The organism is Glutamicibacter sp. BS14 (assembly GCF_056934375.1).
On the sequence record NZ_CM167801.1, the window covers coordinates 1,426,398 to 1,441,187 of the forward strand.

Sequence of the window (14,790 nt, forward strand, 5' to 3'; positions counted from 1 at the left end):
AATGATTGTGAACTACTGCGCCCATGACTACGCTGAACATCAGGGCGTTCCATGCAGGAACGCCATTCTTGGACGAAATGAAAGAGAAGTGAGGGCCCATGGGAATCTCGATTGCAAACGCCGCGCTACGTTTGGTCAGTGGTGCGTTCATTCTCAACAGCGGCATCAACAAGTTGCGCATCGATGAAGCCAGCGCCGCAGGCCTGCAGCAGATGGCAGCCAACGGCGTGCCTCAGCTGGCCGAGCTGGAACCGGCAGTTTTCGGTAAGGCCGTATCCATCGGCGAGATCTCGCTGGGTAGCGCCTTGCTGCTGCCGCTGATCCCATCGCGGCTGGCCGGCTTAGGCCTGGGCGCATTCTCCGGTGTGCTGCTGGCTTCCTACCTGCGCACTCCGGGCATGACAGAATCCGACGGCATCCGCCCAACCGCGGATGGCACCGCCCTGGCCAAGGACGTATGGCTGGCAGGTATCGCTGTGGCATTGATTCTTGGTCGCAAGGGCGCCAAGAAGATCAAGAAAGCAAAATAAGCGGACGGAATCGCTTGAGCAAAACACTCGGCACGCCGTAAGTTGATCTTGGAGACTGCGGTTTTCAGCGGCCACATTTGAACTACAAGCTAAGAGGAGAACCAATGGGTTTCTTAGATGATGCAAAGAAGAAGCTGGGCGAGGCAGTCGAAAACGCGAAGGACTTCGCAGGCGACGCTACCGAGAACGTGAAGAACTTCGCAGCGGACGCCCAAGAAAAAATCGGCGAGAAGGTCGATGAATTCAAGAACGGCGATAGCAACGAAGAACCTGAAGACAAGGTCTAGCGACCACGAAGCCAGCGCCTGATCCAGCGACTTTCGAGTCCCGGACCAGGCGCTGGCTCCGTTAAGAGCTGCCTCTGGCTAGTGGCGCTGCGCCTTCTTGCCATCGCTGAGGAACGCTACAACGAGCACAGCAGCCACGCCGATGAAGCCTGGCAGCATCAGTGCCTGTCCCAGGCCAACAGACGTGGCTTCCATGATCACCGCAGGATCCTTGGAATCTGCCTGCGCGATCTGTGCCGAAATGCGGGCATCCATCATCACCGCGATCAGCGCAGAACCAAGCACTGAACCGATTTGCCGGGTGGTGTTGTAAATCCCTGAACCGGCACCCGCATCACGCGCGGTCAAGTCCTTGGTGGCTGCCAGCGACAGCGATGGCCAGATCATGGCTGAACCGATGCCTTGAACCGCTGAAGGAATCAGCAGCATCCACAGCGGGATATCGGCGTGCATCATGAAGGCGTAGACCACCGTGGCACCGCCAAACAGGAAGAACCCGGGCACGGCCAAGATCCGCGGGCTGAGCTGATTGACCTTCTTTCCCAGCTGCGGCGCGAGGAAGATCGCCACGAAAGCCATCGGAGAAATCATCAACGCGGATTCGGTGGGAGTCAGGCCTCGGACATTCTGCAAGAAGAACACCATCGGCAAGGCGATGGTCGCGATGGTCAGGCCCATGAAGGTGATCGCGACATTGGCCAAGGAGAAATTGCGGACCTTGAACAATCGCAGCGGAACCAGCGGTTCAGACGTGGTCTTGGACTGCCACCAGATGAAGGCTCCCATCAGCACCGCGCCGATGATAATCAGATGCCACGAATTCAGCGGGCCAATGAATGGTTCCCAATTGGTGGCATCGCCTTCCTGGATGCCGAAGACCAAGCAGAACATGGCCAACGCCGAAAGGATGACGCCGAACCAGTCGAAGGAATGCGCTTGGGATTCAAGGGCTGGCACGAATTTGAAGACCATGGTCAAGCTGACTACCGCGATGGGCAAGTTGATGAAGAAGATCCATTCCCAGCCGATGGAGTCCACCAGCAGACCGCCGGCAATCGGACCGATCAGCGAAGCGATGCCCGCCACTGCACCCCATAGGCCCATGGCTGCACCGCGGTGCTGATAAGGGAAGAGGCGGGTAATGAGCGTCATCGCCTGAGGGGAAATCATCGAAGCGCCAAGGCCCTGGACGGCGCGCGCCGCCACCAGCGAGCCGAGGGAATCGGACAAGCCGCACCACAGCGAGGCCAGCGAGAAGACCACCATGCCGATGAGGTAGATATTGCGCGGACCGAAGCGGTCACCGAGGCGCCCGGTGACCAGCAGCGGCACCGCGAAGGTGAGCAGGTACGCGCTGTTGACCCACAAGATGCTGGAGATATCGGCGTCCAGCGACGTCATGATGGAGGGCATTGCGGTGGACACGATCGTGGTGTCCAGCAGGATCATGAAGAAGCCGATGACCAGTGCCCAGAGGGCACGCCAGGCGGCTTTCTTGTCGAAGTGTGTTTCGGGATTCGCAGTTTCAGGCACTGGTCAAGGCTAGTCCCTATCAGCCCTGTGCGGAACGGATAGCGAAACTATGCATAGGAAATCAGTCGAAACTCACATCGCCCGAGATGCGGGTGGCGACATCGCCACTGACCCAGACGCCTTTTTCGGTAGCTTCAATATGCAAGATCGCTTCGCGGCCCAAACGCGTGCCCTGGCGCACGGTATAGCGCTGGGGTGCATAACCGGTCTGCGTCAGCCAGATGCCGAACGCAGCATTCAGCGAACCGGTGGCAGGGTCTTCCGGAACAGCCTCGCCGGGAATGAAGGCACGGACCTCATAGTCCGCCGGAGGCTGCAGCACCACATTGCGGAAGCGCTCTTCGGAACGCTCAAAATCAGAGAAGTCCAGCGGACGCAGCTCTTCGCGGGTACCGGAAACGCGCGGCATGACCGATCCGCGCGGTTGCCACACGCTCTGCGAAACGCTGGCTGCGGTGTAGGGGCCGATGGCGCCTACTTCCAATCCCTGCAGCGCCTCATAGTCAGGTTCGATGCCCAGCACGATATCGGCGTCACGCAGCACCAGGCCCGCAGGATGCGGACCGTTGACCAGCCACTGGTGGTCCACCACGTCTTCTTCGCGAATGCCCAGCCCGGCAATCGCCCATTGCAGGACATCTGGTTCCAAAGGGCCCGACCTGGTCAGCGGGGGTGCGAGGAAGGCCAAGCGCCGCGAGTGGCGGTCGCTGCTTTCCCGTTCCACACGCACCGGAATCAGCCCGGCACCGCATTGCTGGATCAGATGGCCTGCGGGACCAGCCTCGCCACCGGACTCCAGCCAAGCATGAGCCGCGCCCAGCGTCGGATGGCCAGCAAAGGGCAGCTCGGTGCTCGGGGTGAAAATGCGAATGGCGTAGTCCGCTTCCTCATCAGTGGGCTCGACGAAGAATACAGTTTCCGCAAGATTCAGCCACTGCGCAAAGTGCTGCATCTGGTCATCGCTCAGGCTGTCGGCATTGAACACGACTCCCAGGCCATTGCCGTTGAAAGCAGTGGGTGCAAAGACATCAACCTGCTGATAAGAGAATGTGCGCGACATACTTAGCATGGTGGCACATTAATCAGCAGGTTGACCCGGTGTTACGTGGTACGTCACGCAAAAAGTTGCGAACGCATCAAGGAAATGAACCTTCTTTACCAATGGTGCGCAACATCGATGACCAAGGGTGAACCGTCGCCAGGTCCAGGCAGTGCGAACACGCGCATGGGCAGCCGTGCCCTGGTCGAGAGCCCCACTTTGGTTTGGCCTTCAAAGCTGCCCAGCCACACCAATTGGCGGAACGTCGTGTAGCCCAGATTCTTCACTTCGGCGCCCGGGTTGAAATCCTCGGTTACCGGGGCCTGCACCAGGATTTCCAGGTTGGCACCGCCAGTGGTGTCCACCTGCAGGCCGGAACCGATTCCGGTCAGTTCGCTGACATACCTGGCTGAATGGCTGGCAGCTGGTCCTGCGAGATCGATGACCAGCCGGTCAAAGCACAGGTGCCGTCCGGTCCGAAGATTTTCCACTGCGGAATGCGTGGACAAGGAGCTGGTTTTGGCCAAGGATCCCCAATAAACCGTTGGGCAGGAAGCAGACGCGAGGGCGGCCGGAGCGGGGGCCGCCGCGGAAGCGGGCGTCACCACGAGCAAGGCTGCCGCCACCGTGCCTAGAACGATTCCAATTTTTCCGTGGCGCATATGGATCACCGTCTCTCTTGGTTTGCGCCCGCAGGCAGAGCGGACTGCCAGTGAGTCAACTAAAGGCCTGGAATGCGGCAAGCGCAAGGGCAGAAAAGAATTGGAACCACTCTGAGACGCTTCTGCAATGGAGCCGGAGAACTCCCGGGCCGTAGGGCGGAAGGCAGGTTCCACACAGCATTTATTTAGCGCCATATGACATGCTTTAAACATGTCACCTACCCCCGTTGAACCCATCGGCGAAACCGTCGAGGAAGTCATTACAGCCTCAAGCTTCCTCCCCGAATCGTTGCAATTTTGGGTTGTCCTGCTCATCGGTGCGCTCGTAGCCGCAATCCTGGCGTTTGTTTTCAGCGGCGTTTCCCGCCGCGTGCTGCGCCGGATCGGCGTGGACGAAGCCGACGTGAAAGCCACCAGATTCCCGTTCTTCGGCCTGGTTACCTCGATTATTGCCAAGTCGGCCTTCGCGGTCTTCTATCGAGAACGCACTTGGTACAACCCCTGGCAGTTCGCCATCCTGATCATTCTGGTCTTCTTCCTCACCTGGTTCATCATCAAGCTGGTGCGCGTGATTGAGACCGGCATGATGGCACGCTTCGAGGTGAGATTCGGTCCAGGGCGCAGGCTGGCCAAGGTCCAGACGCAGGTCGGCCTGATGCGACGGGTACTGGTTGCGGTGCTCTGCATCATTGCAATCGCCGCGGTGCTGCTGACGATCGAGCAAGTCAGGGCGCTGGGGGCCGGCCTGTTGGCCTCGGCTGGCCTGGCTTCGGTGGTCGTTGGCCTGGCCGTGCAGTCAACCTTGGCGAACGTATTTGCCGGCTTGCAAGTGGCCTTTACCGACTCGATTCGCGTGGATGACACGGTGGTAGTCGAGGGGGAACGCGGCACGGTAGAGGAGATCACCCTCTCCTACGTCGTGGTGCACCTGATCGACGGGCGCCGGATGATCCTGCCATCGACCTACTTCACCACGACGCCATTTGAGAACTGGTCGCGGCGCAGCACGGAGATCTCCGGAAACGTAGCACTGCAGCTGAAGCTCAATGCGCCGATTTCCTACCTGCGCCAGCGCAGCAGCGAACTGCTTGAAGCCTCCGACTGGTGGGATGGCCGGGACAATGAGCTGCTCGTGACCGACGCGCAAAACGGCTTGCAAACAGTGACCATTTATTTATCCGCGCGCAACGCCGGGGACCTGTGGAACCTGCGCAATATGCTTCGGGAGAAGCTGCTGGCCGAGCTGGTGGAAAACTACCCTGATTGCCTGCCGGATCCCCGGATGATTCCAAGCAACCCGGTCTAGCGGCATAACGGAAGCCGCTGATCCCAGTACTGTGAACTGGGATCAGCGGCTTTTGCCGTTTCCGGGGACTTAGAGCCGCAACGCAGCGGGTCCGTAGTCGTTGTAGCGCTCCTGGCGGGCCGTCGCTTCGCGCAATGCGGAGATGAGCGACTCGGCCTTGCCAATGAGATCCTGGATCAAATCATCGTCGCGTTCCACCCAAAGGTATTCGGGAACCGCGCGCACCGGCACGAAATTATCGTGCTCTTCCCAAACGAACAACGTGCGTTCGGCCCCGATCACATGCTGCTGCCAGAGCACCTGGCGCAGGTAGCTCTTGGGGATCTTCTTGAAGGGCTTGTTGGTGGTCTTGATTTCAGCCAAAACCGGAACTCCCGATGCATCGAAACCCAAGCCATCGGGAGTCGCCAGATGGAGTCTCGAATGCTGCGAGTGGAAGAGCTGGGAGGAGGGGAAAATATTGAAATTCTCTTGGACCCAGGCAGCGATGACCGGTTCGCGCTTGCGCCCGTGATCGGTGTAGGGATTGCCGGAGAAGCCATTGCCGTAGAGCTTGTCCCATGCGGCGTTCTTGATGGACTTCTCGGTGGACAACTTGGCCACGTCCGTTGCGGTGATGCCCTGGGCCCGTGCGCGGAGCCACTCAATGCGGTTGGAAGAGTCGGCTAGAACACGTTCGAAGCATTCATGTTGGACGCCGGGCACAGTAATCACTTGACCTATTCTTCCCCATGAATGGGCAAGAACCGTGCACCTTGGGCTTCGAGCTGGCGTGAGACTAGTCGCTGGCTTCAGCGATAGCGGTCAACAGCTGATTGATAGTCGGTGTCTGGCTGGCACGGAATTTCTCCGTGCCTTCCTGCAATAGCCGAATGACCGGGGTGCTGGTGATTCCCATTTCCTCGCCGCGCTCCACCTGCTCCACGACATTGATCTCTTCGACCTCCAACGCGGGCAGCAGTTCCTGCACGCGGGCGACAGCCAGCCGCGTGCGCACGCACGGTGCGCAGAATGGTTGCGTATACAGTTCCAGCTTCATCTGTTGCCTACTGCTCCTGCTGTCGTCGTGAACTAGCTGCCGGCTGCTCCTACCGGGGGATGAGCCTGGCCGGAGGCTACTTGGAACCCTGCGCTGATGCGCGCGGGTACCATTTGTTGAAAACATTGGGTCATGCTTGAAAATTCCCTTGGCCATCCTCCCGTACTCGCCGCTCACGGACTCTACCGCAGCTTCGGTTCCACCACTGCACTGAACGGCGTCGATCTGCAGATTTCACTGGGCCAGTCCCTTGCCATCATGGGCCCCTCGGGTTCCGGAAAATCCACGCTGCTGCACGCACTGGCCGGTATTGAACTTCCCGACGCCGGCAGCATCATGCTGAACTTCCCGGGCCGTGCACCGGTGGATATCCAGGGGCTCAAGGATAAGGCGCGCACCAGGCTGCGCCGTGAATCCTTCGGCTTCGTCTTCCAATCCGGACTGCTGATTCCCGAGCTCACTGCCGAAGAGAATGTGGCCATGGCCTTGATGATCAACGGCGTGCCACGCAACGCCGCCATTTCCAGTGCCGGGGCGGCCCTGGCGGAACTGGGCCTGGCAGGAATGGAGCAACGCCGCATCGGCCAGCTCTCCGGCGGGCAGCAGCAACGAGTAGCCATTGCCCGCGCGCAGGTCACCGGGGCGATGGTGGTCTTTGCCGATGAACCTACCGGCGCGCTGGATTCAACCACGGGCTTCGAAGTGCTGGAGATCTTGCTGCAATGCACCGTCGGTGCCGGAAAATCCCTGGTGATGGTGACCCATGATCCCAATGTCGCCGCGCGCTGCGACCGTGTAGTGCAGCTGCAGGACGGCCAGCTGATCAGCGACAGCCTGCGCCCATCGGCCACCGTGGATGGCGGTGCCCAGAAGTGAATATCCTGCACCTGTCATGGATGCTTGGCCGGCCGGCGAAGTCCCGGCTGGCACCACTGATCCTGACCGCCAGCGCCTACGCCATGGTCAGCGCGATCCTGCTGATCGTGCTGGGAGGCGCCTACTCCTTTACCAGTTTCGAATCCGCGGCCCAGGGGATGTACCTGCCATTGGCAGCCTTCGCCGTGGTGCTTCTGGTAGTCCCATTGCTGGTGCTGGGATCGGCCGCTGCCCGGCTCTCCGCGCGGTCCAATGACCGCGCCCTGTCGTCCTTGCGCTTGCTCGGCGCAACCGGGGCGCAGATCGGCCTCGTGGCCGTGCTGCAAGCCGCCGGCACGGCGTTGGCCGGCGCACTCGCCGGAATCGTGCTCTACCTCCTGGCCGCACCAGTGGCCTCGCTGATTCCGTTCCAAGGTGCGCCGATCGGTTCGGCCATCTATTTGCCGCTGTGGGTGCTGGCGATAGCAGTAGTCGCTGTCGTGCTCCTCTCGGCAGGCAGTGCAGCTGCCGGCTTGCGCAAATTGGTGATCACCCCGTTGGCGGTGGCAACCCGCAGCACGGTGCCCACCCCCAGCTGGCTGCGCGCGGTGATCACCCTTGCCGGCATTCTGGTGCTGTACATGGTGTTCTCCAACATGGGCCAGTTCGTGCAGTCCATCGCCGCGATCATCGCAGTGGTGGTTGGCGGTTTCGGCTTCGGCCTGCTGGTGATGAACCTGGTCGGTCCGTATCTGGTGGCGAAGGTGGGCAAGGCCAAGCTGCGCAAGGCCAGAACTCCGCAAGAGCTGCTGGCAGCCCGCATGATCCTGGAAAGCCCTGCCGAATCCTGGCGCCAGGTATCCGGGGTTGCCATGGCTTCGTTCGTCGCGGTGGTGGGCGGCAGCGGGGCCGCCTTGATGGAGCTGACCGGAAGCGAACTCGATCAGGGCACCTGGCTGGAGCATGTGCCGGCCGATGTCACCACCGGCGTGCTGGTGACCTTGGCGATCAGCTTCATCTGCGTGGCCGCTTCGGCGGCGATCTCCCAAAGCGCCAGTACCCTGGATCGCGCTGAGCTGTATCGCGGGCTGAACCGGTTGGGCATGCCCTACGAAACGATGAACGCCGCGCGCACCAAGTCGATCATGATCCCGGCGCTGGCTGCCTCGATCGGTTTCGCCATCGCCTCCACGGTGCTCGTGCTGCCCCTGGCCGGGGCCGCCATCCTGCTCAAGCCGCTGACGGTCATCACGGTAATTGTCTCCGTGTTACTCGGCTTGCTGCTGGTGCGGGGAGCAATTTTGGTGGCTGATCCGCGGAAGCTGCTAGCAACTAGAGAATAAAGTCTCTGGTCAGCCCACCGAAAAAACCGCCCGATTTGGTTAGGGTCACTTCAGGGCCGGTGATTAGGGACGTTTCGTGTTGCGTAATGCGCAGAGAAACGCGTATCGTGGCATACGGCCCGGATAGGCATGCCTAACCTAGCTAAACAAAACGTTGACAGAACCTCGCATAGTCTGGAATCACCGACCCATGAAAAATTCACGTCGCGCCGGAATTTTCGCCGCTTCAACTGCCATCCTCGCCTTGGGCCTGACCGCCTGCGGCGCGTCGAGCAACTCAGCGGATCCGTCGGCTGACACTTCAGCCAAGGCCGCAGAAGACTTCACTCCGGTCACCATCGAGAACATCTATGGTGAAACCACGATCGAAAAAGTCCCGGAACGCATTGCGACCATCTCGTGGGTCAACGCAGATACCCTGCTGGCTCTGGATACCGTGCCGGTCGGCATGGACACCGACACCTACGGCATGAACGAGAACAACTCCACCGCATGGAAGGACGCCGCTCTGGAAGAGCAGGGCGCTTCCATCGGCTCCGAGAAGGCGCCCGTGCAGTACAAGGTGGGCGATGACATCGACTACACCGGCATCGCCGCCAGCAAGCCCCAAGTCATCTTCGCTCCATACTCGGGGTTGAAGAAGGAGCAGTACGAGAAGCTGCAGGAAATCGCTCCGGTCGTTGGCCCCATCGAGCCTAACTACCTGACCAGCTGGGAACAGGTCACCGAAGTTGCCGGCCAGATGCTGGGCAAGGAAGAAGAAGCCGACGCCCTGATCGAAGAGATCGAAGGCAAGCTGGCCAAGGTCGGCGAAGACAACCCAGCGCTGAAGGACACCACCTTCATCGCCGCTGACCTCTCGGCGCCGGATACCGCCTACATCTACTCCGAAGGCGACACCCGCCCGCGCTTCCTGAGCGCACTGGGCATGACCCAGGCCGAGTACGTGCAGAAGAACGCCGCCAAGGACACCTTCTTCTTCACCGTGTCGCCGGAAAAGGTCAACGAGTGGGATTCGGACATCGTCTTCGCTTCGGCTGTTGCGGGCAACACCATGGAAGATGTCGTCAAGGGCCAGCCGCTCTACGGCCAGATCCCTGCCGCGAAGAACGATGCCGTGGCACTGCCAGGCACCGATGAAGCAACCCTGGCGATCTCCGCGGCTTCGCCGCTGTCCATCGAATGGGCACTGGATAACGTAGTTCCAGGCATCGTCAAGGCTGCTGACAACGCAGCTGCCGCGAAGTAGCTCCGGCTAGGGATTCACTGACAGATAGTGCAATTGGGCTTCCAGGGAATGGGTAGCTGCGCCCACCAAGCGCGCATCGAGGTCGGGGTAGACATGCTCCAGCAATTCAGCTGGCTGCGTGTGGACCCCGGCCTTGCCGAGTTTCTGCAAAGCCGCACGCACCTGGTCCAGCCGCGCATGCCGATGCTTGATGTACATCTGCAGCAGCGGATGCGAGGAATCATGCTGCTCGCCGTGCGCCGGATGCAAAGCCATATCGGGCAGCGCGAGCAACCGATGCAAGGAATCCAGGTAGTCGGCCAGTGTGCCGTCCGGGTGTTCCAAGATGGTGGTGCCCCGGCCCAGCACGGTATCCCCAGTGAACAAGTGGGCACCCCCGCCCTGGCGGATGAAGCACACCGAGTCCGAGGTGTGGCCAGGGGTGAAGACCACCTGGATGATGGCGCCGGCGGCGCTGATCGTTTCGCCATCGGCGAGCACCGGGGCATCCCGGCAGTACTGCTCCAGCATGGCACGCACCGGCGCACTGGTCATCCGGTAGAGCGCATCGATGCTTCCCGTGTGATCGGCATGCCGATGGGTAATGAGCACCAGTTGGATGTCGAAGGCCGCCAGCGCCTGCAGATGGTCCTCGAGCTCAGGGCCCGGATCAATCAGGACGACCGGAGTTCCAGGAAGAAGTTCATCCACTGCAGGGTCGAACAGCAGATAGGAATTAGTCCCGTCCAACGTCATTTCAGAAGGGTTCTGCGCGCGAAGCAGGCCGATGCCTGGAGTGATAATAGTGGGCAAGGGAAGAAGAGCCATAGCAATGAGTGTAGGAACCAATGACCGCGACTGAAAGTATTACGCGCCAAGCACCGGGGGCCAAGTCGCCAAAAGCTGGCCGGAAGCTCGGCGCCTTGCTGCTCCTTGCCCTGTTGCTCGGGCTGGCGCTGTTCGCTTCGCTGCTGCTGGGCGCGCGAAACGTCTCGATGGGCACCGTGTTCGATGCCATCTGGAATTTCGACCCGTCCAATGGCGACCAGGGCGTGGTTGCGTCCCGCTTCGCCCGCACTGTCGGAGCCATCGTGGTTGGCGCTGCCCTGGGTTTGGCTGGCGCCGGATTGCAGGGGCTGACCCGCAACCCGCTGGCCGATACCGGGATCCTGGGCTTGAACGCCGGATCCTCCATGGCCGTGGTGCTGGCGATCGCGTTCCTTGGCGTCAGCTCCCTGGCCGGAATCATGGTGGCCGCCTTCCTCGGCGCTGCTGGGGTGATGGCCTTGGTTTATCTCGTGGCCAACGTGGGCCGTGAAGGCGCCACGCCCATTAAGCTTGCGCTGGGCGGTGCCGCCATGGCTGTGGGCGTGGGCGCGATTACCAATGCGATCCTGATGATTTCCGATGCCACCATGGACCGTTTCCGCATGTGGCAGATCGGCACGTTATCCAGCAGCGGCATCGACACCTTCCTCGGGGCCATTCCCGTGGTGGCCGCCGGGGCACTGATCGTGCTGTCCACCGCCAAGGTATCCAATGCCGTGTCCATGGGCGATGACACCGCGATCGCCTTGGGCTTCAACTTGAACCGCGCCCGGCTGATCGGCTCCATCGGGGTGGTCATTCTCGCTGGCACAGCCACCGCAGTGGCCGGGCCCATCGCCTTCGTCGGCCTGATGATCCCGCATGCCGTGCGCTTGCTGGTCGGTTCCGACTACCGCTGGCTGATGCCAGCGAGCCTGATCGCCGGGCCGATCCTGCTCTTGCTGGCTGATACGGTGGGACGAATCATCGCCCCGCCCAGCGAGATCCAGGTAGGCGTCATGTGCGCCATGCTGGGTGGACCGATCTTCATCATCATGATGCGCAGCGGCATGAAGTCGGTGAGCCTGTGAGCACGAGCGAAATGGCAGCAGCCAACATGACCCAGCCCCGCAGCACCACGGAAACGGCCGGACCGGCGACGGCCCCGGCCTCGAAAGCCGCACCGGCGCTGGCAGCCCGCCGCAGATCCCGGGTGCGCCGCACCGCCTTGTGGATGTGTTTGGCCCTGGCGCTCGCCGTGGCGGCCTACCTGTTCTGGGGGCGGGACCGCCTCCCAGCTGCCGAAGTCTTCCAGGTGCTCAGCGGTGAAAAGGTGCCGGGCACCAGTTTCATCATCATGTCCGACCGCCTGCCGCGCATTGCGGTGGGTGCCCTGGCCGGTGCCGGCTTGGGCATTTCCGGTGCCTTGTTCCAGCGCTGGCTGGGCAACCCGCTGGCCAGTCCCGACGTGATCGGCGTGGGCTACGGCGCATCGGCGGCCGCGGTTTTCGCGATGATCACCCTTGGCTATACCGACTGGAAGCTCAACGCCTTCGCCCTGGCCGGCGGGCTGCTGGTCGCTGCATTGATCTACTGGCTCTCGGCCTCGGGCACGCGGACCGGTCCCCGGCTGATCCTGGCGGGCCTGGCCATCGGCGCGATGCTCCAGGCGCTGATCCAGTACCTGCTGACCCAGGCGCAGGTGAATACGGCCAGCGATGTGATGCACTGGCTGACCGGCTCGCTGGCCTCGAGCAACTGGGAGAATGCAATGCTGCTTTTGGCGTCCCTTGGCGCCATCGGCATCCTGTTGCTGCCCCTGGTGCTTCGCCAACTGAAAATGCTGGAGCTGGGCGAGGACACCGCGGCGGCCCTGGGGCTGCACGTGGGCTGGGCCCGGGCGATCTTGGTCTTTGTTGCTGTGGCCATGGGCGCCTTGCCGATTGCCGTCACCGGGCCGATGGCGTTCGTTGCCTTCCTGGCCGGCCCGATTACTGCCGCGCTGAACCGCGGCCCGATCAACATCCTGCTTTCCGGTTTGACCGGGGCAACGCTGGTGACTGTCGCCAATTTCTTTGCCGCGAACCTGTTCGCGGATCTTTCGCTGCCGGTGGGCGTTATCACCGGCGCATTCGGTGCACCCTTCCTGATTTGGATTCTGGTGCGCGCAAACTCAACTGGAAGCGGGGCATAACCCATGGCCACTTTGCAGGCAAGCGATCTGACCCTGGCCTATGACAAGGTCACCATCGTCGACGAGCTGTCGCTGGATATCCCTGCCGGGCAGGTGAGCATCGTCGTCGGGGCCAACGGTTGCGGCAAGTCCACCCTGCTGCGCGCATTGTCGCGGCTGCTCAAGCCAGCCGGGGGCCAGGTGCTCCTGGACGGCGCGGACATCCACTCCAAGCCGGCCAAGGAAGTCGCCAAGACCCTGGGCTTGCTGCCGCAATCGCCCACCGCTCCGGACGGCATCACCGCCCGCGAGCTGATCAGCCGCGGCCGCTACCCGCACCAGGGCCTGTTCAAGCGCTTCTCTGCCGAGGACGAGGCAGCGGTTAATCGCGCCATGGAGCTGACCGGCACCACCGAGCTGGCCGACCGCTCGGTGGACGAGCTCTCCGGCGGTCAGCGCCAGCGCGTCTGGATCGCCATGGCCCTGGCGCAGGAGACCGACCTGCTGCTGCTCGACGAGCCGACCACCTTCCTGGACGTGGCGCACCAGCTCGAAGTCCTGGATGTGGTCAGCGAGCTGAACCGCAGCCGCGGGATCACGGTCGTGATCGTGCTGCACGATTTGAACCTGGCCGCCCGCTACGCCGACTACCTGGTGGCGCTGCGCCACGGCAAGATCTACGCTGCCGGCCATCCCAACGATGTGGTCACCGAAAAGACCGTCAAGGATGTTTTCGGCATGCCCAGCCGCGTGATCCCCGACCCGGTGGGCGGCACTCCGCTGGTGCTTCCCATTGGCCGCCACCGGGTGCTGCGCACCGAGCAGGTGCTCGCTTCCCAGGGCATTTTCCGTACCGAAGCTTCGGCAAAGAAAACTGCGGTGAAGCAGGCGGCAAATGTGAAGCAAGCTGCCCAAGCAGCCGCCGCCCTTGATCCGCAATCAGAACGCCCGGCCCATGAGCATGTGCCGACGTTGGCCTTTGACACCACTGTGGTCAATAGCCAGCAGCTCGCGCCATCCTTCCGCCGGGTGACCGTCAGCGGCGAGGACCTGGAGTACTTCGGCACCAACAGCCACCCGCTGGATATGCGCATCAAGCTCTTGCTGCCACCGGCTGGCGGTACTGCGCTGACCGACGAGATCGCCTCGATGCGCCCTGGCGCGATGACCAGTCCTGCCGAGCAGCAGGGCTGGTACAAGCGCTGGTTGTCGATTGATCCCGATACCCGCGGCCACATGCGCACCTATACCGTGCGGGCCTTCCGCGAAGCCGGGCACCGGGACAATATCGGGGCCACGGCCGAGCTGGATATCGACTTCGTGATGCACGGGCACATGGTTGACGGCCAGCTCCAGGGCGGGCCGGCTACGGAGTTCGGCGACCGGGCCAAGGTGGGCGACCAGCTGTTGCTGCTGGGCCCGAACAAGACCCTGAACGACTCCAGCTACGGCGGCATCGAGTTCCGCCGCGGCGAGGCAACCCGCGTGGTGCTGGCCGGTGACGAAACCGCCGCCCCGGCGATTTGCGCCATCCTCGAAGCCTTGCCCTCCAACGTCACCGGCCATGCGCTGATCGAGGTCCCGGAGACCACGGATATCCTCGGTGCCTCCACCCGCTCCGGCGTCTCGGTGCAGTGGCTGACCCGTGGCAGCCATGAGCATGGTGAATTGCTGCAGTCGGCCTTGCGCCAGGTAGTCGCGATTCCAGCAGCCGGCGTGGTGCATACCAACGCCGAGCCGGAAGATATCGATGTTGATGCGGACATCCTGTGGGAGACAGGCCAGGAAAATTCCGCACCGTTCTACGCCTGGATTGCCGGTGAAGCCGGCACGGTCAAGGAAATGCGCCGTTATCTGGTGCGCGATGCCGGCGTGGACCGCAAGCAGGTAGCCTTCATGGGCTACTGGCGCCGCGGGAAGACCGAGAACTAGCGGGCAGCGGCAACCAGCGCCCGAGGCCCCGGCACGCATATGCTGGGGCCTCGGGT

Annotated in this window: 15 protein-coding genes; 9 read left to right on the plus strand and 6 right to left on the minus strand. The window is 62.1% G+C overall.

Going from position 1 to position 14,790, the window contains the following annotated elements; genetic code table 11:
- The first annotated feature begins 98 nt into the window (after nucleotides 1–98).
- Nucleotides 99–530 (plus strand): DoxX family membrane protein, encoded by a 432-nt coding sequence (locus AC1Z36_RS06735; RefSeq protein WP_105659096.1) that lies wholly within the window; start codon nucleotides 99–101, stop codon nucleotides 528–530.
- Between the two features lie 104 nt (nucleotides 531–634).
- A complete protein-coding gene (locus AC1Z36_RS06740; protein ID WP_105662724.1) occupies nucleotides 635–817 on the plus strand; it encodes a hypothetical protein in 183 nt (60 codons plus the stop codon).
- 78 nt (nucleotides 818–895) lie between these two features.
- Here the strand turns inward: AC1Z36_RS06740 and AC1Z36_RS06745 are convergent, their stop codons facing one another.
- From AC1Z36_RS06745 to AC1Z36_RS06755, 3 genes are all read right to left on the minus strand, one after another.
- The gene (locus tag AC1Z36_RS06745; RefSeq protein ID WP_105659094.1) at nucleotides 896–2,350 is read right to left on the minus strand and encodes a DHA2 family efflux MFS transporter permease subunit; all 1,455 of its coding nucleotides are present in this window, start codon (nucleotides 2,348–2,350) and stop codon (nucleotides 896–898) included.
- Between the two features lie 61 nt (nucleotides 2,351–2,411).
- Complete coding sequence (locus tag AC1Z36_RS06750) at nucleotides 2,412–3,410, minus strand: PhzF family phenazine biosynthesis protein (RefSeq protein ID WP_483561861.1); 999 nt, start codon at nucleotides 3,408–3,410, stop codon at nucleotides 2,412–2,414.
- A gap of 95 nt (nucleotides 3,411–3,505) precedes the next feature.
- Nucleotides 3,506–3,880, minus strand: a complete 375-nt coding sequence (locus AC1Z36_RS06755; RefSeq protein ID WP_483561862.1) for an AMIN-like domain-containing (lipo)protein — start codon at nucleotides 3,878–3,880, stop codon at nucleotides 3,506–3,508.
- 382 nt (nucleotides 3,881–4,262) lie between these two features.
- Between AC1Z36_RS06755 and AC1Z36_RS06760 the strand changes: the two genes are divergently transcribed.
- Nucleotides 4,263–5,357 (plus strand): mechanosensitive ion channel family protein, encoded by a 1,095-nt coding sequence (locus AC1Z36_RS06760; protein WP_365943121.1) that lies wholly within the window; start codon nucleotides 4,263–4,265, stop codon nucleotides 5,355–5,357.
- A 69-nt stretch (nucleotides 5,358–5,426) separates the two neighbouring features.
- On the opposite strand, the gene AC1Z36_RS06765 is transcribed toward AC1Z36_RS06760, so the two are convergent.
- Both AC1Z36_RS06765 and AC1Z36_RS06770 read right to left on the minus strand, forming a co-directional pair.
- The gene (locus AC1Z36_RS06765) at nucleotides 5,427–6,071 is read right to left on the minus strand and encodes a YqaJ viral recombinase family protein (RefSeq protein ID WP_286134416.1); all 645 of its coding nucleotides are present in this window, start codon (nucleotides 6,069–6,071) and stop codon (nucleotides 5,427–5,429) included.
- A gap of 64 nt (nucleotides 6,072–6,135) precedes the next feature.
- Entirely contained in the window at nucleotides 6,136–6,396 is a 261-nt protein-coding gene (locus AC1Z36_RS06770) for a glutaredoxin family protein (protein ID WP_133834858.1), read from the minus strand.
- 132 nt (nucleotides 6,397–6,528) lie between these two features.
- Here AC1Z36_RS06770 and AC1Z36_RS06775 point away from each other — a divergent pair, with 132 nt between their 5' ends.
- The 3 genes from AC1Z36_RS06775 to AC1Z36_RS06785 all read left to right on the plus strand — a co-directional run bounded on the left by AC1Z36_RS06775 (nucleotide 6,529) and on the right by AC1Z36_RS06785 (nucleotide 9,843).
- Entirely contained in the window at nucleotides 6,529–7,272 is a 744-nt protein-coding gene (locus AC1Z36_RS06775) for an ABC transporter ATP-binding protein (protein WP_388025231.1), read from the plus strand.
- Complete coding sequence (locus AC1Z36_RS06780) at nucleotides 7,269–8,594, plus strand: FtsX-like permease family protein (protein ID WP_388025229.1); 1,326 nt, start codon at nucleotides 7,269–7,271, stop codon at nucleotides 8,592–8,594. Before AC1Z36_RS06775 ends, AC1Z36_RS06780 begins: the two co-directional genes overlap by 4 nt.
- Before the next feature lie 190 nt (nucleotides 8,595–8,784).
- Entirely contained in the window at nucleotides 8,785–9,843 is a 1,059-nt protein-coding gene (locus AC1Z36_RS06785; protein ID WP_133834855.1) for an ABC transporter substrate-binding protein, read from the plus strand.
- 6 nt (nucleotides 9,844–9,849) lie between these two features.
- Here AC1Z36_RS06785 and AC1Z36_RS06790 read toward each other — a convergent pair whose 3' ends face one another.
- A complete protein-coding gene (locus AC1Z36_RS06790) occupies nucleotides 9,850–10,650 on the minus strand; it encodes an MBL fold metallo-hydrolase (protein ID WP_483561863.1) in 801 nt (266 codons plus the stop codon).
- Between the two features lie 20 nt (nucleotides 10,651–10,670).
- Here AC1Z36_RS06790 and AC1Z36_RS06795 point away from each other — a divergent pair, with 20 nt between their 5' ends.
- Genes AC1Z36_RS06795 through AC1Z36_RS06805 form a run of 3 tightly spaced genes read left to right on the plus strand, consistent with a single transcriptional unit; the run spans nucleotide 10,671 to nucleotide 14,734 of the window.
- Entirely contained in the window at nucleotides 10,671–11,720 is a 1,050-nt protein-coding gene (locus tag AC1Z36_RS06795) for a FecCD family ABC transporter permease (RefSeq protein WP_133834853.1), read from the plus strand.
- Entirely contained in the window at nucleotides 11,717–12,823 is a 1,107-nt protein-coding gene (locus AC1Z36_RS06800; RefSeq protein ID WP_286172314.1) for a FecCD family ABC transporter permease, read from the plus strand. The genes AC1Z36_RS06795 and AC1Z36_RS06800 overlap by 4 nt, the downstream gene beginning before the upstream one ends.
- Nucleotides 12,824–12,826: 3 nt before the next feature.
- Complete coding sequence (locus AC1Z36_RS06805) at nucleotides 12,827–14,734, plus strand: SIP domain-containing protein (protein ID WP_105659085.1); 1,908 nt, start codon at nucleotides 12,827–12,829, stop codon at nucleotides 14,732–14,734.
- Nucleotides 14,735–14,790: the final 56 nt, after the last annotated feature.

Coding starts and splice junctions, on each gene's coding strand:
- AC1Z36_RS06735 (WP_105659096.1), top strand. CDS start 99: ATGGGAATCTCGATTGCAAACGCCGCGCTACGTTTGGTCAGTGGTGCG.
- AC1Z36_RS06740 (WP_105662724.1), top strand. CDS start 635: ATGGGTTTCTTAGATGATGCAAAGAAGAAGCTGGGCGAGGCAGTCGAA.
- AC1Z36_RS06750 (WP_483561861.1), bottom strand. CDS start 3,410: ATGTCGCGCACATTCTCTTATCAGCAGGTTGATGTCTTTGCACCCACT.
- AC1Z36_RS06760 (WP_365943121.1), top strand. CDS start 4,263: ATGTCACCTACCCCCGTTGAACCCATCGGCGAAACCGTCGAGGAAGTC.
- AC1Z36_RS06770 (WP_133834858.1), bottom strand. CDS start 6,396: ATGAAGCTGGAACTGTATACGCAACCATTCTGCGCACCGTGCGTGCGC.
- AC1Z36_RS06775 (WP_388025231.1), top strand. CDS start 6,529: ATGCTTGAAAATTCCCTTGGCCATCCTCCCGTACTCGCCGCTCACGGA.
- AC1Z36_RS06785 (WP_133834855.1), top strand. CDS start 8,785: ATGAAAAATTCACGTCGCGCCGGAATTTTCGCCGCTTCAACTGCCATC.
- AC1Z36_RS06790 (WP_483561863.1), bottom strand. CDS start 10,650: ATGGCTCTTCTTCCCTTGCCCACTATTATCACTCCAGGCATCGGCCTG.
- AC1Z36_RS06795 (WP_133834853.1), top strand. CDS start 10,671: ATGACCGCGACTGAAAGTATTACGCGCCAAGCACCGGGGGCCAAGTCG.
- AC1Z36_RS06805 (WP_105659085.1), top strand. CDS start 12,827: ATGGCCACTTTGCAGGCAAGCGATCTGACCCTGGCCTATGACAAGGTC.